Consider the following 17,622-nt stretch of genomic DNA (forward strand, 5'->3'; position numbering starts at 1 on the left):
CGGCGTGCGTACCGCGCCGGCCGCAGCCCGGCGACTGCAGGTCGATCGACGACCTACCACCTGCTACCCGCGAAGAGGACGACATGACCCAAGTCGAATCGGTCCACCCCGAACGCGCGATCGCGCTCGATCGCTTGGCCGTCGACCCACCGATCGACACCCTCGTCGGTCTCCTGGCCGACCAGGCCGTCCGCTCTCCCGACCGTGAGTTCCTCCGGTTCGTGGACGGGTCCTGGACCTTCGCCGAGATCGACGACTGGACCTCGCGTCTGGCCCAGCGACTGGTCACCGAGGACGGTGTCCGCCCGGGTGACCGGGTCGCCATCATGCTGCCCAACGTGGTGCAGTGGCCGATCGCCTGGCTGGCGATCCTGAAGGCGGGCGCGGTGACGGTTCCGGTGAACTCGTCGTATCAGCGGGCTGATCTGGAATTCGTCCTCCAGGATTCCGGCGCCCGGGTGTTGTTCACCGACGCCGAGCACACCCCGCTGGTCGACGAGGTGCGCGCCGCGAACTGCGAGCTGGCCGACGTCCGGATCATCGAAGCCTCCTCACCCGGCGAGCTCGCGGGATACCCGGCGGACCGCCCCGCGGTCGCCGTCACCGGCGAGACCCTCGCGAATCTCCAATACACCTCGGGGACAACCGGATTCCCCAAGGCCTGCATGCTGACCCACGACTACTGGACCCGGCTGGGCTGGGTGTGCGCGAACGCCACCGGTCTCGGCGCGGACGACGTGGCACTCACCTCGCAGCCGTTCTCCTATATGGACCCGCAGTGGAACACCTCGCTGTGCTTGACGATCGGCGTGCCGCTGGTGGTGCTTCCCCGGTTCTCCGCCTCCGGTTTCATGGCCGATGTCCGCAAGCACCGGGCCACGTTCTGCTACGTGCTCGGGTCGATGCCGACGCTGCTGTTCAAACAGCCGCCCACCCCACAGGACCGCGACAACGACCTGCGTATCGTGTCGTGCTCGGCTATCCCCGTCGCGCTGCACGCGGAGCTCGAGCAGCGGTGGGGCGCGCCGTGGCGGGAAATCTTCGGGATGACCGAGAGCGGCGTCGACCTGGTCAGCCTGCCCGAGAGCACCGGTGATGTCGGCAGCGGACGGCTGGGCCGGCCGGTTCCCACCAAACAGGTCCGCGTCGTCGACCCGCAGGGGCGCGAGGTCGCCGAGGGTGAATCCGGCGAACTGATCACCTCGGGCAAGCCGATGATGCTCGGTTACTGGAATCGGCCCGAGGACACTGCGCAGGTCCTGCGCGACGGCTGGCTGCACACCGGCGACGTCGCCGTCCGTGAAGTGGGCAGCTACCGCCTCGTCGGCCGGATCAAGGACATGGTCCGCCGCGGCGGGGAGAACATCGCCAGCGCCGAAGTCGAACGCGTCCTGGAACGCGACGACACCGTCGTCGCGGCGGCCGTCGTCGGGGTGCCCGACGAGCTGTTCGGCGAGGAGGTCAAGGCCTTCGTGCAGCTGGCCCCCGGCGTCGAGGAGAGCCGCGAGACCGCGCAGCACATCCTCGACAACGCGCGAAATCAGCTGGCGCGCTTCAAGCTTCCGCGCTACCTGGAGTTCGTCGCCGACTTCCCGCGCACCCCGTCCGAACGGGTGTCCAAGCCCGCGCTGAAAGCGCGCGCGGCCGAGCATCCCGGCACCACCTACAACCTGCAACCCCCGCGCGACTGAGGAGCCGGACATGACCGACAACTATCTGGACACCCGCATCGACGACGACGTCGCGGTGCTCACCCTGAACCGCCCGGCGAAGCTGAACGTGCTCGACGTGGCCACCCGGGTGCAGCTCGCGCAGACCATCCGCCACTTCGGCACGGGTGATCTCGTCCGCGGCATCGTCCTCACCGGCACGGGCCGGGCCTTCTCCGCCGGGGAAGACCTGCAGTCGGTGCCCAGCACCTACGACGAGATCCGCGAGGCCTTCGCGACCTTCCACGACATCACCCGCGCGATCCTCGAGACGAAGATCCCGGTGATCGCGGCCGTGAACGGCATCGCTGTCGGCGGCGCCTCGGAGATCACGCTGTGCTGCGACTCGCGCATCGGCAGCCCCGCCGCCGAGTATTACCAGCCGGAAAACCACCGCGGGATCATCATCTCGAACGCCTCGAGCCTCCTGATGGGTCGTCTGATCCGCAACCACGCGATGCGAATCATCCTGGGCTCCCAGCGGATCGGCGCGGATGAGGCACTGCGGATCGGACTGCTCGACGAGATCGTGGCCGCGGAGGTGCTGGTGGACCGCGCGGTCGAGGTGGTCAGGCAGTGGAACTCCGATCCCCGGACTACCGCGCTACACCTGGGTCTGCTGCGGCCGCGCCCCGAAGAGATCGAGGCCGCATTCCTCCGCGAAGACGACGCCGCTCGCCAGTCCTGGGAGTCCGGCACCTTCACCGAGGGAATCGCCGGCTTCTGGGCATCGAAGAACGCGGCGCAGTCGGCGCCCGCGCAGAGTAATTGAGATCGGAGACGATGATGATCACCACCGAAGCAGCAGTTCTCACCGCGGTGAACGAACCGCTGGAATTCACCGAGATCCAGGTCGACGATCCGGAGCCCAACGAGGTACGCCTGGCGGTCTCCAATGTCGGTCTGTGTCATAGCGATTTGCACTACATGACCGGAACCGTCAGCGCGGACCTGCCCGTGGTGGTCGGGCACGAGGTGGCGGGCGTGGTCGAGTCGGTCGGCTCCGCGGTCACCTCGTTGCGCCCGGGCGACCGTGTCGTCGGTGCGCTCACTCCCTCATGCGGGTTGTGCCGCAACTGCCAGGTCGGGCACTCGACCCAGTGTCAGCGCATCACGCAGATCCGGCAGCGACCCCGGCCCGCCTTCCAGTTGCCCAGCGGTCAGGTCGTCCACCGGCTCGGCGATGTCGGTGCGTTCTCCCGCCACACCCTGATGCGGGAAAACGCGCTGGTGAAGGTGTCCGACGAGGTCGGACTGCACGTGGGCTGCCTGCTCTCGTGCTGTGTCATCACCGGCATCGGCGCCGTGTTCCGCGCCGCACAGGTACGCCCCGGCGCCACCGTCGCCGTCATCGGTTGCGGCGGTGTGGGTTCGGCCATCATCCAGGGCGCGCGCCTGGCGGGTGCCTCGGCGATCGTCGCCGTGGATCTCGACGACGCCCGGCTCGCGGCGGCCCGCACCTACGGCGCCACCCACGTCGTGAACGGCGCCGCCGACGTGCCCGCCGAGATCCAGAACCTGCTCGGCGACGGCGTGGACTACTCGTTCGAGGCCGTCGGCAGCGCGCGGACCGCGGCCACCGCGCTGGCGGTCCTGCGCGCCACGGGCACCGCGTGCATGGTCGGTATCGCCCCCGACGGGACCGACCTGACACTGCCCGCCTGGAACTTCTTCTTCAGCGAGAAGCGCCTCATCGGTTCCTACATGGGTTCTGGCCAGGCGCAGGACGACATCGCCCAGTTCGCCCGGCTGTACCTGCAGGGCCGTCTGCTGCTCGACGAGATGGTCAGCGACGTCATCGGCTTCCACGACATCGACAAGGGCTTCGAGGCGATGAAGTCCGGCGAGGTCACCCGCATCGTCGCCGACCTCACCGTGTGAGCCCCTCCCCATTCGAGCACCGAAGGAGACCCTGATGTCGAATCCACAACTGCCCCAACCGATCAACTACATCGCCGACGACTGGTCCGAGTGCGCGACGATCCCCGACGCCTGGAACCTCGACCCCAACACCGGCCTGCCCGTGCATCGCGCGGTCACCACCACCCCCGAAGACGTGGAACGCGCCCTGCGCCACGCCGAGCAGTCCTACGGTTTCGAACGCTGGGACGACGCGGCGAGCGAGGAACGCGCCGCTGTCATCGAGCGTGCGGCCGACATCGTCGAGTCCCGGATCGAGGACATCGCCCGCACCGACGCCCTCACCAGCGGTGTCCCGATCGCCAAGGCCCGGATGGTCGCACAGTTCCTGCCACACCGGATCCGTTCCGCGGCAGCGGAACTGCGCGCCATCCCGCGTCGAACGGCGCTCGACGCCGGTGGCCGCGACGTGCGGCTGTACAAGGTCCCGTGGGGTCCCGCCGCCATCCTCACCCCGTGGAACGGCCCCAGTTTCATCCCCGCCGCGAAGATGGTGAGCGCGCTGGCCGCCGGCTGCCCGGTCATCCTCAAGCCGTCGGAGCACGCCCCGAGCAGTGCCCAGATCATCGTCGAGAGCTTCGTCAAGGCGGGGCTGCCCACCGGTGCGCTGCAGCTTCTGCACGGTGCGGGCGACGTGGGCGCCGCTGTCACCGGCGACCCGCGCGTCAAGATCGTCTCCTTCACCGGCGGACCGAACGCGGGCCGGGCCATCGCCCGCGCCGCCGCGGAGGACTTCAAGGTGCTCCAGCTCGAGCTCGGCGGCAACAACCCGGCCCTGGTGCTGGACGACGCCGACATCGACGTGGCCGCCGACGGCATCCTCGACGGGATGACCAAGCTCAACGGGCAGTGGTGCGAGGGCCCCGGCAAGGTGCTGGCGCACAAGAGTCTGGTCGAACCGCTGCTCGAGGCGCTGCTCGATCGCATCGCCCGCATCGACATCGGGAACTCGCTCGACGAGAGCACCGAACTCGGCCCCATCTCCAATGCTCCGCACTTCGCGACGCTCCAGAGCCGCATCGAAGGGCTGCGGGCTAACGGTGCGACCATCCATCAGCCCGCGAAACTGCCCGGTCTCGACGGATTCTTCCTGTCGCCCACCGTCGCTACAGGTGTCGACGCGTCGCTGGCGACCGCCGAACTGTTCGGTCCGCTCATCAGCCTGCACGCCGTGGAGTCCGACGAGGACGCCCTGCGCGTGGCCAATGCCAACCCCTCGGGTCTGGACGCCTACGTGTTCGGCGGCGACCTGGACCGCGCCATCGAGGTCGGCTCGCGGGTGCTGTCGGGCGAGGTGCGCGTGAACGGCGCGAAGGTCGCCGACCTGGCCGACGGCTCGGCCCAAAGCTTCTGGGGCGCTTCGGGAATCGGCGGTCACGCCCCCGGTGAGTCCGTCCGGGTGTTCTGCGGCGACCGCGTGGTCGGCGTCGATTCGCCCGACCTGCCGATGTAGCGATCGCGGAACTACTTCCGCCTCACCCCTTGACTGTGACCGGTACCACTAAGGAAAGCGGCTTTTGCCATGAACTCCACCCACACCCCCGAGATCGTCGACGTCATCGGTGTCGGCGCCGGCTTCACCGGCATCTACCTCTCGCACCGGCTGACGACAGCAGGCTGGACCTTCGCGGGCTTCGAGGCCGGACCCAGCGTCGGCGGTACCTGGTTCTGGAACACCTACCCGGGCGCCCGCTGTGACGTCGAGAGCATCTACTACTCGTACGCGTTCGACGAGACGCTCCAGCAGGAGTGGACGTGGAGCCAGCGGTTCGCCCCGCAGGCCGAGATCCTCAGCTACATCGAACACGTCGCCGACCGCTTCGACCTGCGCAAGCACTTCACCTTCAACACCCGCGTGGTCGGCTCGACCTGGAACGCGGCCGACCGCCTGTGGGAGGTGCAGCTCGACAACGGGGAGCTCCGGCGCAGCCGCTACCTGATCTCGGGTGCGGGCGGCCTGTCCACCCCGAAGGACTTCGATGTGCCAGGTCTGTCGAACTTCGCCGGCCTGAAGGTGTCGACGAGCCGGTGGAACATCTCCCTCGACGATCTCGCGGGCAAGCGCGTCGCCGTGATCGGCACCGGATCCTCCGGTGTGCAGGCCATTCCGCTGATCGCCGAGGTCGCCGAGCACCTCACGGTGTTCCAGCGCACCCCGAATTACGTGATGCCAGCGCGCAACGCCGAACTCTCCCCGGAGCAGGTCGCCGCCGTCAAGGACGACTACGTGGCGATCCGCGAGGAGTGCAGGCACTCACCCGGTGGCATCCCTGATCGCCCCGTCACCGACCGGGCTTTCGACGTCTCCGACGAGGAGCGCAAGCGGCGTTACGAGGAGGCCTACGAGCGCAGCGGCTTCCAGGGTGTCGGTGGCGAGTTCGTCGACCTGCTCTTCGATGTCGAGGCGAACCGGACCGCGTCGGAGTTCATCCACGACAAGATCCGCGAGATCGTCGCGGATCCGGCCACCGCGGAACTGCTCGTGCCCAAGTACCACCCGCTGGGTGCCAAGCGCAGCGTGTTCGGCACCGATTACTACGAGACCTACAACCGGCCGAACGTGTCGCTGGTGTCGCTGCGTGACGAGCCGATCGAGACGATGACCGAGAACGCGATCGTCACCCCGAAGGGCACCTACGAGGTGGACGCGGTGGTGCTCGCGATCGGGTTCGACGCCTTCACCGGCCCGCTGTACGGGCTCAATCTCACCGGCGCGTCCGGCGAGAAGCTGCAGGAGGCCTGGAGCGACGGCATCCGTTCCTACCTCGGGTTCATGGCTGCCGACTTCCCCAACTTCTTCATGGTCGGCGGACCGCTGAGTCCCGCGCTGGCCAGCAATGTGGTGGTCACGATCGAGCAGGCCGTCGACTGGATCGCCGACCTCATCGAGCACGCCCGCGACTCCGGCGCCGCGCTGATCGAGGCCACCCCCGAGGCCCAGCAGGAGTGGGTCGACATCACCGAGTGGACCGTGGCCCAGACGCTGTACGCCACCACCGACTCGTGGTACCGGGGCTCCAATATCGAAGGTAAGCCCAACACCTTCATGGGTTACCTGGGCGGTGTCGGCAAGTACCGCCGCATGTGCACCGAGATCGCCAAGCGGGGTTACCCCGGCGTCGCGATCGACGGCGAAGCGCAGTCGCGCGCACTCGGCCCGATTCACGAGGAGATCGCATGAGCAAGGCAGTCCACCGGCGGTATGTCGCCTTCTCCGACGCCCACTACGCCGGTAACCTCGTCGACGGTGCCTACGCCCTCAAGCTCTTCGGCGACGTCGGCACCAATCTGGCGATCGAAATGGACGGGTACGAGAGCCTGTTCGCCGGCTACTCGTCGGTGGAATTCCTCGCCCCGGTCCGGGGCGGCGATGTCGTCGAGGCCGAGGCGACCCTGGTGAAGAAGGGAAACCGCAGCCGCACAGTCGATTTCGAGCTCCGTGTGATCTGTCGTGGCTCCGATGACACCGGCCGGGCGCAGGTCCTGGAGACACCTCTCCTCGCGGTGCGCGCACGCGGCACCGCGGTCATCCCCGCCGGCGGAACGGAGTAGACGCCATGGAATTGATCCATGACACCGGTTGGGCAGGACAACCCACCACGGTCGAACCGTCGCTGACCGGTGACATCGACTGCGATGTCGTGGTGATCGGCGGCGGTGGCGGCGGCATGTCGGCCGCCCTTCGCCTCGCCGAGAAGGGTGTCGACGTGGTGCTGCTCGAGGCGAAGACTCTCGGGTGGGGCGCCACCTCCCGCAATGCCGGATACATCACGAACTCGGTCGCCGCGGATCCGGAGATGCTGGGTTTTCTGCTGAAGCGCGAGCGGTTGCGCGAGCTGTACCGCTATGCCGAGAACGCGGTGCATTTTGCCGAGGACGCGATCAAGCACCACGCGATCGACTGCGAATACCGGCAGGAGGGCATCGTGATGGCCGCGGTGTCGAAGGGGCAATTGCGGCACGCGCGCCGCAACGCGAAAGTCCTGGCTGAGGCCGGATCGTCGGGCGAATTCGTCGAGGGCCCCGAGGCGGGTCTGCCGGAGGGTTTCCTCGGTGGCATCCGCGAGGGCGTCGGCGGCACGGTCAATCCGGGCAAGTTCGCTCTCGGTTTGCGCGACGCGACGATCGCCGCGGGAGTGCGCGTCTATGAGTGCACCCCCGCACGTGACGTCGCCGACGTCGGAAACCGGGTCATCGTCGAAACGCCGAACGGAAAAGTCAAGGCCCGCAAGGCGCTGCTGACCACCAACGCCGCGAGCAGCAGCCTGTCCATCGCGCCCAAGCACCTCGCCACCCCGGTGTGGACCTCCCTGATCGAAACCGAACCCATCCCACCCGAGCGGCTCGACGACATCGGCTGGACCAGCCGGGCCCCGATGGTCACCCTGCACATGATCCTGGAGAGCTACCGCGTCACCCCGCGCGGAACCATCGCGTTCGGCACGCGCCGGGTGCAGGCGGGCCGCAACCCGCTGCCGGATCGCACCCCCGCGCCGCACGTCGCCGACGACCTCGTCCGCGGCTTCCACGACCGCTTCCCCGGCCTGCGCGACATCAAGCCGGTGAAGGCCTGGGGTGGCTGGATCGGTATGAGCTCCACATGGCTTCCCGTCGCGGGCGAGGCCTCCGGCAACGTGCTCTACTCGGCGGCCTGCAACGGCCACGGCTTCGCCCAGGCGCAGTACGTGGGCCACCTGCTGGCCGACCACGTCACCGGTGCCTCGATGCACGAGGACCTGGCGGCGATCTGGCACGACCGCAAGCGGTTCTGGCCCAGCTTCGTCAGCAACCCCGCGCTGTATCTGGGCTGGCTCGCCGACCGTGCCGCCGACCGATGGGCCGCGATCGGAAATTGACCGCCGTGAGTGGGTCAAATGCCTTGATCATATGACCCACTCACGGTACGGTTATGACTGGCGTCACATTCCGACCCCGGCGGGCGACCCGCTCGGCGGCAGATGTCGGACCCATGGATTGCCGGAGCAAGACGACTCTCGGTCCTCTCTCGCTCGGCAGCGCTGACGAATCGACCCATTGCCGCTCGCCGGCGGGTGTCACCTTTCAAGGAGAAGATCATGTCCATCAAGGAACTGCTTTTCGCGGTCGCGGACATCTGGATGATCGTCGTGGGATTCACCTACGGGATCAAGTTCATCCGGAACTACAAGAACTACCTGCTCGGCATCGAGTGGATCATTGTCGCGACATCGGGTACGAACTTCCTGATCTACGGAATCCTGAAGGCCGGCCACGACAGCCCGATGTACTTCGCGGCGTCCTTCCTTGATGCCTTTTCCCGGTCCGTCGGTATCACGCTGATCCTGGTTCTCGGGCTGATGGCGGTCACCCACCGGTACAAGCCGTCCGTGGCGGTGGACGTCGGTGCTTTCGCTCTCGCTGCGGTGGTGGGTTTCGCTCTCGTCGGGTACACCGAGACGTTCGGTACCCCCGCCAAGATCTTCTTCGTCGTGGTCACCGTGCTCACCACGATCTTCCTGCTCTACTTCGTCAAGCGGCTGTGGGAGATCGACGAGCGCGGGCACGCTGTGTGGGCCGCCATCTCCACCGCCTGCTCCTTCGTCATCGCCGCGATCTACGACTTCGTCCGCATCCCGGGCGACGATGCTGAGCACACGATCTTCTACATCCTCGCGCTGTCCACGTGGGGCCTGCAGATGTTCGTGTTCTACCGCGCCTACCGGGCGTTCGACGACTACAACAAGCGCGTCGACGCCCAGGCAGTGGCCGGTGACGTCTCGGTCACGGCGTAAATCGCAGGTCTTCCCTTCATACGATCCAGAGGCAGGAGCCGAAATGGCAACGCAAGATATGCAGGAAGAAACCACCGAGGTCGTCGTCATCGGCGCCGGAATGGCAGGGCTGACGGCGGCGACAACCCTCGCGCCCCAGGCCCAGGTCGTGGTCCTCGAATCCACCGACCGCACGGGCGGACGCGTCGACACCGTCCGGCAGGGCGACTACTGGATCAACGTCGGCACCCAGTTCACCGAGGGCACCGGCACGCTGATCGACGCCCTCGACCGGCACGGCATCGAAATGGGCTCCCTCGCGGGCAAGAGCGCCGCGCTGCACCTGAACGGTTCGACGGTCGACACCTCGAATCCCTTCGCGCTCATGTTCCGCACGCGCATGACCATGATGGATCGGCTAGGCCTTGCCATCGTCGGTGCGCGCATCCTCGCGGCCACGCCGTTCCTCGAGTCGCAGAGCCGTTTCGCGCAGCGGGTGCGTGCCCGGCTCGACACGAAACTCGCGTCGTATCTGCTCAACGGCGTCCGCTCGGAGCTGGCCGCCACCATTGTCCGGTCGTGGTCGGCGCAGTGGATGGGATGTGACCCGGACGAGACGGCGGCCACCCAGTTCGTCACCTCGGTCGGCATCGCGCTGACCGACCCGGAGAAGGTCCCGAACTTCTCGCTGCCCGCGGGCGGCAACCAGACGCTGACCGACGTGCTGACCGAGGATCTCGGCGCCCGCATCCGCCTGAACTCGATGGTGCAATCGGTGCGCCGCGACGGCGACGGCGTGGTCGTCGACTATCTCGACGGGGACCGCCCCCAGCGGTTGCGGGCGAAGCGCGCGATCGTCACCGCGCCCGCCGACATCACCGAGCGGATCATCCCGGACCTCCCGCAGCAGTACCGGAACGCGTTCAACGACATTACCTACGGCCGCTATGTGGTGGTCGGCTTCTTCACCGACGAAGCCGGGCCGCAACGCTGGGACAAGTACTTAGCCATCTCCGCGCCGCAGCTGTCGTTTCAGGCGGTGTTCAACCACGCCGCGGCGCTGCGCACCGGCAGCGACCGGAAGCCGGGCGGGGCCCTTGCCTGTTTCGCCGGTGGTGGCAAGGCCGACGCGTTGCTCGACCTGCCCGACGAGGAGATCGTGTCGCGCTTTACGAACGACCTGCTCAGCGTGTTGCCCGAGCTGGAAGGAAAGCTGGGGGAGGGCATCCTGCGCAGGCATCGCCGGGTCGTGCCGTTCTGGGCGCCCGGCCGCCGCAAGACGCTCCCCACATTGCGCGACCCGCTCGGAAACATCTATCTCGCGGGCGACTACCAGCTCGATATGCCATCGCTGGCCGACGCCGCAGCCTCAGGTGAGCGTTCAGCGCTGGCGGTACTGGCGAGTCTGGGCCGGTCACGATAGGCCGGCGGTCGGCGCAGTCAGCCTTCGTCAATAGTCGAGGGCGTGCTCCGGTTGACAGACATGCAGGGGAGACGGCAGATATCGGATGATGGCGTCCAGGAACGGGCCGATATCACTCCACGGGGCCGAATCACACAGGACGGGTGCGGCGTCGCCGATGTGGGTGAGGTAGCGGACGCGGTCATACAACTGTTCGGGTGGAGTCTCTCGCGGGCCGAGATCGCCGTCCTGTTGTTCCATCACCGTGTTCACGAGGCTGCGATACCACTGTTCGGCGACTTGCCAATGACTGCCATAGAATTCGGCACCCATCGGTTCGAGCGCCCCCATCGGGACCAGATCGACCACGCCTTCGAACCCGGTACCGATGCCGTGCGGGATCTGCACCGTCAACGGCACCGCCCCGTGCGTGTCGGCGATCGTGCGGACGCAGCGGTCGAAGTCCGCGGCGGGACGATCGAGTCCGGTCACCAGGCACAATCGTGCGACCTGATGGTCGTCGGCAACCCGCAGTATCGTCTCGATCCGGGGCGCGCGCGGCACCGCGGCGTTCATAACCGCGACCACCCCGTCGGCTACCCGGATGGACCGCTCCAGCGTCGCGATGGGCGCGAAGCTCGACAGCTCGGTGAGACGAATCGTGTGATCGACGCGGTCTGTTGTCCACTGGACCGTGGCCGCCGTGCCGGACCTGGTCCCGGCGAAACGGCGGGTCAGCCGGTGGACAACCCGTGTCGTCTCATCAGGGTCCCCGACGATCGTGACGTTGCGGATCGACTGCGGTTCAATGACTTCGGTGCCCATCGTCGTGGTACTCCAGCTCGACTCGAGGATGTCGTCGCATCCTCAATCCGGTCTCACCGTACCCCCGCCCCTGTGCCCGTGAAGCGGATTCCCGCCCCAAAGTAGAACGTGTTCCTATACCGTCGGGCTCGTGCAGAAAGAACAACGCCCTGCCGTGGCCGACTGGTTCACCGCGGACGATGGCACGGTGCGTCTGCAGGGAAGTCGCTGTACTGCCTGCGGCACACCGTATTTCCCGCGCAACGCGCTGGCCTGCCGGAACCCGCAGTGCACAGGTCCCAAGGACGGCTCCGAGCTCGTCGAGTACCTGTTTTCCACCCGTGGCCGGATCTGGTCGTACGCGGACGCCCGCTACAAGCCACCCCCGCCCTATGTCTCGCCAGATCCGTTCGAGCCGTATGTCGTCGCGGCCGTGGAGCTCGAGGTCGAGCAGATGGTGATTCTCGGGCAGGTGGTCCGTGGCCTGACGGTGGATGACCTGGCCGTCGGCATGCCGGTCGAACTGACCCTCGGCGTGCTGTACGAGGACGAGGAAGCGGAACACACGGTGTGGATGTGGAGGCCGGTCGATGACCGAGACCAGTGATCGCGATATCGCAGTCCTCGGTGCGGGCATGCACCAATGGGGCAAGTGGGGGCGCAATTTCGTCGAATACGGGCTGGTCGCGGCGCGCGCGGCACTGGCCGATGCCGGGGTGGACCACCGCGACGTCGGCTACATCGCCGGCGCGGACACGATCCGCAACGGATACCCCGGATTCGTCTCGGGCGCGACATTCGCCCAGGCGCTCGGCTGGACCGGTGCGCGGATCTCGAGCAGCTACGCCGCCTGCGCCTCCGGTGCCCAGGCCATCGCCAACGCGCGCGCCCAGATTCTGGCCGGGTTGTGTGACGTGGCGCTGGTGGTCGGCGCCGATACCACCCCGAAGGGCTTCTTCCAGCCCGTCGGCGGCGAACGCCGCGACGATCCGGACTGGTTGCGTTTCCACCTGCTCGGCGCGACGAACCCCATCTATTTCGCGCTGTATGCCCGTCGGCGCATGGCGTTGCACGGCGCCACGCTCGACGATTTCGCCGCGGTCAAGGTGAAGAATGCCCGCCACGGCCTGAACAACCCGCATGCCCGCTATCGCAAGGAGGTCTCGGCCGAGGAGGTCGCCGCCTCGGCGATCGTCTCTGATCCGCTGCGCCTGCTCGACATCTGCGCCACCAGCGACGGCGGTGCCGCACTGGTGCTGACATCGATGGAGTACGCGAGGCGGCACGGCATCACCGACCCGGTCCGCATCAGGGCGCTGTCGACGGTCACCCCGACGTTTCCGAAAACAGTCCTTGATCTGCCGGATTTCGCGACCGACTCCGCCGTGGCCGTCGAGGTTCCGCCGCGCGAATTCCGTTCCGCCGTCGCGTATGCCGCCTACGAAGAGGCAGGGCTCGGGCCCACCGACCTGTCCTTCGCCGAGGTCTATGACCTGTCCACCGCGCTGGAGCTGGACTGGTACGAAGACATCGGGCTCTGCGAGAAGGGCGGCGCCGAGAAACTGTTGCGCAGTGGCGCAACGACATTGGGCGGACATGTCCCGGTGAACCCCAGTGGCGGCCTTGCCTGTTTCGGTGAGGCGATCCCCGCGCAGGCGATCGCCCAGGTCTGCGAGCTGACATGGCAGCTACGCGGCCAGGCCGAGGGCCGCCAGGTCGACGACGCGCGTGCTGGTATCGCGGTGAACCAAGGCCTCTTCGGCCACGGCTCGGCAATCATCGCCACCCGTTGACCCGGTATCACTCCGTGTTCGGTCCTGTGAGGTGCGGCTGGTAGATCGCGACGGTCGGTGCGGCGCCGAAGATCTCACACCGCCGAGTTCGTCACTTCGATCACCGCAAAAGATCTGGCAGCACCGAGGGGTTGCCGCGATGATCATGTGGTGTTCCACGACGGCGACTACGCGAGAAGATCGTGATGGCGGCTCGGGGTCCGTTGCGGAGCAGGGCGTTTCGGTGGGTGTGGGGCGGGGAGACCGTCTCGATGGTTGGCGACGCCAGTTACGAGGTCGTGCTCGCGTTGCTGGTGCTCTCGGTGACCGGGTCGCCCGCGGCGCTGGGCGCGGTGATGCTCGCCGTCACCGTCCCGCACGGGGCCCTGCTGCTGATCGGCGGTGCGATCACCGATCGGTTCTCGCCCCGGACCATCATGCTGATCAGCCACCTCGTGCGTGGCACAGTGCTGGCCGTGCTGGCAGTCCTGGCAGCCGCCGGCGCCGTGGCCCTGTGGCATCTGCTCGTGATCGGCATCGTGATCGGCATCGCCGAGGCGTTCTTCCATCCGGCCGCCGCCGGCATCCTGCCCAGCCTGGTGAGCAGGGAGGACCTGCCGAGAGCGAACGCGCTGCTCGGAGCCGGTGAACAGGCTGCCAGACTGGCAGGCCCGCTGCTCGGTGGTCTGCTCGTGGCGCTGGCCGGTGCGCCCATCGCGATCGCGTTCAACGCGTTGACCTTCCTGGTCGGCGCGGTGACCGTCCTGGCCGCGCCGCGCCGGAAGGTCGAACCGGTCGAGCGGTTCTCCGCGAAGGCGGTGCTGCGGGAGATAACCTCCGGGTTCGCCTACGCCCGCCGCAGCGTGGAGGTCCGCATCATCCTGCTGCTGGTCGGCGCCGCGACGCTGAGTTACAGCGGATTGTTCGGCGTCGGTCTGCCCACGCTGTCGCAGGACTTCGCCGACAGCTCCGTCGTGCTCGGCGCCATGCTGTCCGCGTGGGGGCTCGGCCAGCTGGCCGGCGCCTTGTCCGCCGCGGCGTTCGGTCTCCCGCGGCGATGGGGCGTGCTCATCGTCGCCATGACGATCGCCGAGGGCTGTTCGTTCGCGGTGCTCGGATTCGTCCCGCACTACCTGATCGCGCTCGTGCTACTTGCCCTGCTCGGTTTCGGTGTCGCCTACTCGACCGACGTCGCACTGCCGACCTTCGTGCAGACCACCGCCCCGGAGACGATGCTCGGCCGGGTGAACAGCCTGATCGACCTACCCAGGGCGGTCCTGTCGCCACTGTCGCTGGCAGCCTTCGGTTTCCTCGCCGCAGCCGGCGTCCGCTGGGCCTTCCTCGCCGCCGCCGTCCCGATGCTGCTGGCCGGGATCGGCTTGGTGTTGAGCGGGCACGCCACCACACTGACAAGTGGTTCGGGTGCGGACGCGGATCTGGACGGCACAGCCGACCAGTCGGTCCCCCAAACGACCTGACCCTCGTATCAAGCACCAACCTTGACAGCCGATCACCGTTATCGGCCTGTCGTAGTTGGCGATTCCGGCAAGAGTCCCCATCAGGCCCTCCGGTTTCGCCAACCGCCTAAGGTGTGGGTGCGGCGTGGCCGCACAGTCAGATATGCGTGAACAGCGACATTTCCGTGGGTATTTTCCATCGAATCGAAAGGCGCTGCATGGCTATGGATTTGACACAACTCGAACTACTGACCGAGCTGGAGCCGGTAGTGGCGGTCAACATCGACCGGCACGTGGCCACGGCCAAGGACTGGTGTCCGCACGACTACGTTCCCTGGGACGAGGGCCGCAACTTCGCCGCGATGGGTGGCGAAGATTGGGAGCCCGGGCAGTCACGGTTCTCCGAGGTCGCCAAAGTCGCGATGATCACGAACCTGCTGACCGAGGACAACTTGCCTTCCTACCACCGCGTGATCGCTGAGAACTTCTCTCGCGACGGTGCGTGGGGTACCTGGGTCGGCCGCTGGACCGCCGAGGAAAACCGCCACGCTATCGCCATGCGTGACTACCTCGTCTGTACCCGCGCTGTCGATCCCGTCGCCTTGGAGAACGACCGTATGGTGCATTTGACCCGCGGTGTACACGCGCCGGAGGGCTTCGGTGGGGTGCTCGACCAGGTCGCGTATGTGACATTCCAGGAGTTGGCTACCAGGGTCAGTCATCGCAGCACAGCACGGGTCTGCGACGATCCGATCGCCGAACGGATGCTGCAGCGCATCGCGGCCGACGAGAATCTCCATATGATGTTCTATCGCAACGTCACCGGTGCCGCCTTCGACGTCGCTCCCGATCAGACGATGGAGTCCGTGACCAGGATCGTGAAGACGTTCGCCATGCCGGGCACCGGCATGCCGAACTGGCGCCGCAACGGCGTGCTGATGGTCAAGCACGGAATCTACGACCTGCGCCAGCACCTCGACGAGGTCGTGTTGCCGGTCCTGCGAATCTGGAACGTCTTCCAGCGCACCGACCTCACCGCACGCGGCGAGCGCAGCCGCGAAGAACTCGCCGAGTACGTCGAAAAACTCACTCGTGACGTCATCCGCTTCGAAGAACAACGCGCGCGCATCCTCGCTCGCGACGCGGCACGGACCGGATAGGGCACCTGGATGTCGCAGTCGGGCGAACATCGCGCGACTGCGACATCCTGCGCCGTGGGCACCGAGGCTACGCCGCTACCCGAAGTAGCCCGTGTAGTCGCTGAAAGGCACCTGGCCGTTGGGGCTCGCTTTGATGGCGTCGGCGATCGGCGGGGGTATGGGTGCCCAGTACGCGGGCATCCCGGCCGCCAGGGCCGGATTCAAGATGTAGATCAGGGCGAAGTTCACGATCCACAGCGGCGGAGCCATCGACATGCCGACCTCGGAGCTCACGCCCGCCTTGGTGTTGGTCACCAGCTGGGCTGTACCCGAAATCTGTTGTGCTGCAAAGCCATACGCGGCTTGCACCGTGTAAGCCGACCGGTAGAGCGCGATCAGGCTCCGAACCGCATCGTTGTCCCGCAACCAGTTGCCGACATAACCGCCGGGCGCGATCAAGGTGTTGACCTGTCTGGTCGGCGCATCCGCGTTGGCCGGGCTCTGCAGTAGCCCACCGGGGTTCACGTACAGCCCGTAGCTGGCCAGCACCGAGGGCGTGCTCTGCCCGTCGACCTCGGAATAGAGGGGGCGGCCGACCGTATTGGTGAGGATCTGGACGCAGGCGACGATCACTTCCGCCGCCTCGCGGCTTCCCCCGACGCCGCCACCGGTGCTGAGATCGTGATACTGCTGCTCGGTCAGGGCGTCAGCTCGGCTCAGGCCCACCTGACCGGCGATCGCGTCGGCCAGTGCCTGACCGAGCGGCTGGTTGAGCTGATCCGGACTCGTTATCTGCGTCGGTGCCAGGTGTTCGTAGGCGGGCGCACCGGCGAAGGGGATCGCGAACCCGGTGTCCGCGGTGTTGGTTATGGGTTGCGCAGAAGTCGTCTGGGTGGCCGCCAAGGACAGCACACACGCACCGATCAGTGCCAGTACCGAGATGGTCCCGTGTCGGGCTGATCCGCGCCGACGCCCCGAGCTCGCTAACCACATGTTGCGCATAGTCGACCTCTCAGAGCACTGTCGGACGAGGTGAACATCAGCTTCGAAGTCAGTCAAAGTCGTGACCTGCGCTGTGTCAAGTCCCGCGCCTATTCGCTCTCACGTGTCCCGGTTGGGTCGACGAGCCGCGTCATCGGGAGCAGTCGAGGCCACCGACCCGGACCATCGCCCGCAAGCCGACGGCGCGCTGCCGCCCGGCCCGGCGCCGTCATCGCGGGCCTGACTTTCGACGAATGTTCGAGCGACGAAAACGCCAGCGCTGAAACGGGTATCAGTACCACGTGGATGATCGAGTTCGGCGACGCGCGTCTGACCGGGGGCGTTGCGGATCGGCAGATGTAGTCGGTTTTGGTAACAGTGGCGGTGTTGCCGAGGTGGCGCGCAGCGTTTTCTGGACTGCCGGTGGCGTTGTCGACTGCGGTGAATGCGGTTCGAGCCGATGCCCGATCGGCGATACAGGGTCGCGCCGGCTTCGGTAATACTCGGAACTGGCGTCGGTCGACCGGGGTCGCTCGGCAACCGACGGGTAGCCACGTCAAATCTCCGGGGACAAGAAAACCCCTCCGACCGAGGCTTGGGTTCTAGGGATCGTCGCAACACCCCAGTTCAGGGGAGATTGCGATGGACTTCCAGATCCGGGCGGATCGGAAACCTCAGGGCCGTAAGA

15 protein-coding genes are annotated in these 17,622 nt (G+C 67.0%); 13 read left to right on the forward strand and 2 right to left on the reverse strand.

The features are described from left to right. Window positions 1-83: 83 nt before the first annotated feature. The 9 genes from ACWF82_RS10560 (at window position 84) to ACWF82_RS10600 (ending at window position 10,802) form a co-directional block, all read left to right on the forward strand. Window positions 84-1,691: a class I adenylate-forming enzyme family protein gene (locus tag ACWF82_RS10560; RefSeq protein ID WP_452500016.1), complete on the forward strand. Its 1,608-nt coding sequence runs from the start codon at window positions 84-86 to the stop codon at window positions 1,689-1,691. Window positions 1,692-1,701: 10 nt separating this feature from the next. Further along, the gene (locus ACWF82_RS10565; protein ID WP_452500018.1) at window positions 1,702-2,481 is read left to right on the forward strand and encodes an enoyl-CoA hydratase/isomerase family protein; all 780 of its coding nucleotides are present in this window, start codon (window positions 1,702-1,704) and stop codon (window positions 2,479-2,481) included. A 14-nt stretch (window positions 2,482-2,495) separates the two neighbouring features. Then, a complete protein-coding gene (locus tag ACWF82_RS10570; RefSeq protein ID WP_452500020.1) occupies window positions 2,496-3,590 on the forward strand; it encodes a Zn-dependent alcohol dehydrogenase in 1,095 nt (364 codons plus the stop codon). Window positions 3,591-3,624: 34 nt separating this feature from the next. Continuing rightward, on the forward strand, window positions 3,625-5,082 hold the full coding sequence (locus tag ACWF82_RS10575) for an aldehyde dehydrogenase family protein (RefSeq protein WP_452500021.1): 1,458 nt from the start codon (window positions 3,625-3,627) through the stop codon (window positions 5,080-5,082). A 69-nt stretch (window positions 5,083-5,151) separates the two neighbouring features. Further along, window positions 5,152-6,810, forward strand: coding sequence for a flavin-containing monooxygenase (locus ACWF82_RS10580; RefSeq protein ID WP_452500023.1), 1,659 nt, complete (start codon window positions 5,152-5,154; stop codon window positions 6,808-6,810). After that, window positions 6,807-7,181 (forward strand): hotdog domain-containing protein, encoded by a 375-nt coding sequence (locus tag ACWF82_RS10585; RefSeq protein ID WP_452500025.1) that lies wholly within the window; start codon window positions 6,807-6,809, stop codon window positions 7,179-7,181. Before ACWF82_RS10580 ends, ACWF82_RS10585 begins: the two co-directional genes overlap by 4 nt. Before the next feature lie 5 nt (window positions 7,182-7,186). Then, entirely contained in the window at window positions 7,187-8,485 is a 1,299-nt protein-coding gene (locus tag ACWF82_RS10590; RefSeq protein ID WP_452500026.1) for an NAD(P)/FAD-dependent oxidoreductase, read from the forward strand. 219 nt (window positions 8,486-8,704) lie between these two features. Continuing rightward, a complete protein-coding gene (locus tag ACWF82_RS10595; RefSeq protein WP_452500028.1) occupies window positions 8,705-9,400 on the forward strand; it encodes a transporter in 696 nt (231 codons plus the stop codon). A gap of 43 nt (window positions 9,401-9,443) precedes the next feature. Then, window positions 9,444-10,802 carry a flavin monoamine oxidase family protein gene (locus ACWF82_RS10600; RefSeq protein WP_452500030.1) on the forward strand — a complete coding sequence of 453 codons (1,359 nt, stop codon included), beginning with the start codon at window positions 9,444-9,446 and terminating at the stop codon, window positions 10,800-10,802. Between the two features lie 27 nt (window positions 10,803-10,829). Here the strand turns inward: ACWF82_RS10600 and ACWF82_RS10605 are convergent, their stop codons facing one another. Then, complete coding sequence (locus ACWF82_RS10605) at window positions 10,830-11,606, reverse strand: GTP-binding protein (protein ID WP_452500032.1); 777 nt, start codon at window positions 11,604-11,606, stop codon at window positions 10,830-10,832. A gap of 154 nt (window positions 11,607-11,760) precedes the next feature. Between ACWF82_RS10605 and ACWF82_RS10610 the strand changes: the two genes are divergently transcribed. The 4 genes from ACWF82_RS10610 to ACWF82_RS10625 all read left to right on the forward strand — a co-directional run bounded on the left by ACWF82_RS10610 (window position 11,761) and on the right by ACWF82_RS10625 (window position 15,974). Beyond that, window positions 11,761-12,192, forward strand: coding sequence for a Zn-ribbon domain-containing OB-fold protein (locus ACWF82_RS10610; protein WP_379311189.1), 432 nt, complete (start codon window positions 11,761-11,763; stop codon window positions 12,190-12,192). Next, window positions 12,176-13,378, forward strand: a complete 1,203-nt coding sequence (locus tag ACWF82_RS10615; protein ID WP_452500033.1) for a lipid-transfer protein — start codon at window positions 12,176-12,178, stop codon at window positions 13,376-13,378. The genes ACWF82_RS10610 and ACWF82_RS10615 overlap by 17 nt, the downstream gene beginning before the upstream one ends. A 185-nt stretch (window positions 13,379-13,563) precedes the next feature. Next, window positions 13,564-14,835 carry an MFS transporter gene (locus ACWF82_RS10620; RefSeq protein WP_452500035.1) on the forward strand — a complete coding sequence of 424 codons (1,272 nt, stop codon included), beginning with the start codon at window positions 13,564-13,566 and terminating at the stop codon, window positions 14,833-14,835. A gap of 197 nt (window positions 14,836-15,032) precedes the next feature. After that, a complete protein-coding gene (locus ACWF82_RS10625) occupies window positions 15,033-15,974 on the forward strand; it encodes an acyl-ACP desaturase (RefSeq protein ID WP_452500037.1) in 942 nt (313 codons plus the stop codon). Window positions 15,975-16,049: 75 nt separating this feature from the next. On the opposite strand, the gene ACWF82_RS10630 is transcribed toward ACWF82_RS10625, so the two are convergent. Further along, entirely contained in the window at window positions 16,050-16,955 is a 906-nt protein-coding gene (locus tag ACWF82_RS10630) for a hypothetical protein (RefSeq protein WP_452500039.1), read from the reverse strand. Between the last annotated feature and the right edge of the window lie 667 nt (window positions 16,956-17,622).

Source organism: Nocardia sp. NPDC055053 (assembly GCF_053608285.1).